1 protein-coding gene is annotated in these 258 nt (G+C 50.8%); it reads left to right on the top strand.

Annotated elements, in window-relative coordinates:
• The coding region (locus V5P19_RS23930; RefSeq protein WP_334408048.1) for an isochorismatase family protein at positions 1-258 on the top strand (258 nt) is incomplete at both ends.

Below are 258 nucleotides of genomic sequence, written 5' to 3'. Positions count from 1 at the left end.
GAATTATGGTTATTCATACTCGTGAAGGCCATCGTGCAGACTTAAGCGACTGCCCGCCAGCCAAACTGACGCGCGGCGGAAAAACCTTTATTGGTGAACCAGGACCGATGGGACGCATTCTGGTCAGAGGTGAAGCAGGTCATGACATCATTCCTGAACTGTACCCGGTGGCAGGCGAACCGGTGATGGATAAGCCTGGCAAAGGCGCGTTTTATCAAACCGACTTACATCTGATTTTGCAAAACCACGGTATCAAGA

The sequence above is a fragment of the Enterobacter sp. UNJFSC 003 genome (assembly GCF_036903355.1).
Taxonomy (GTDB): Bacteria; Pseudomonadota; Gammaproteobacteria; order Enterobacterales; family Enterobacteriaceae; genus Enterobacter.
The sequence above is the reverse complement of the archived record's forward strand: the minus strand, read 5'-3'. Positions and strand labels throughout refer to the sequence as shown.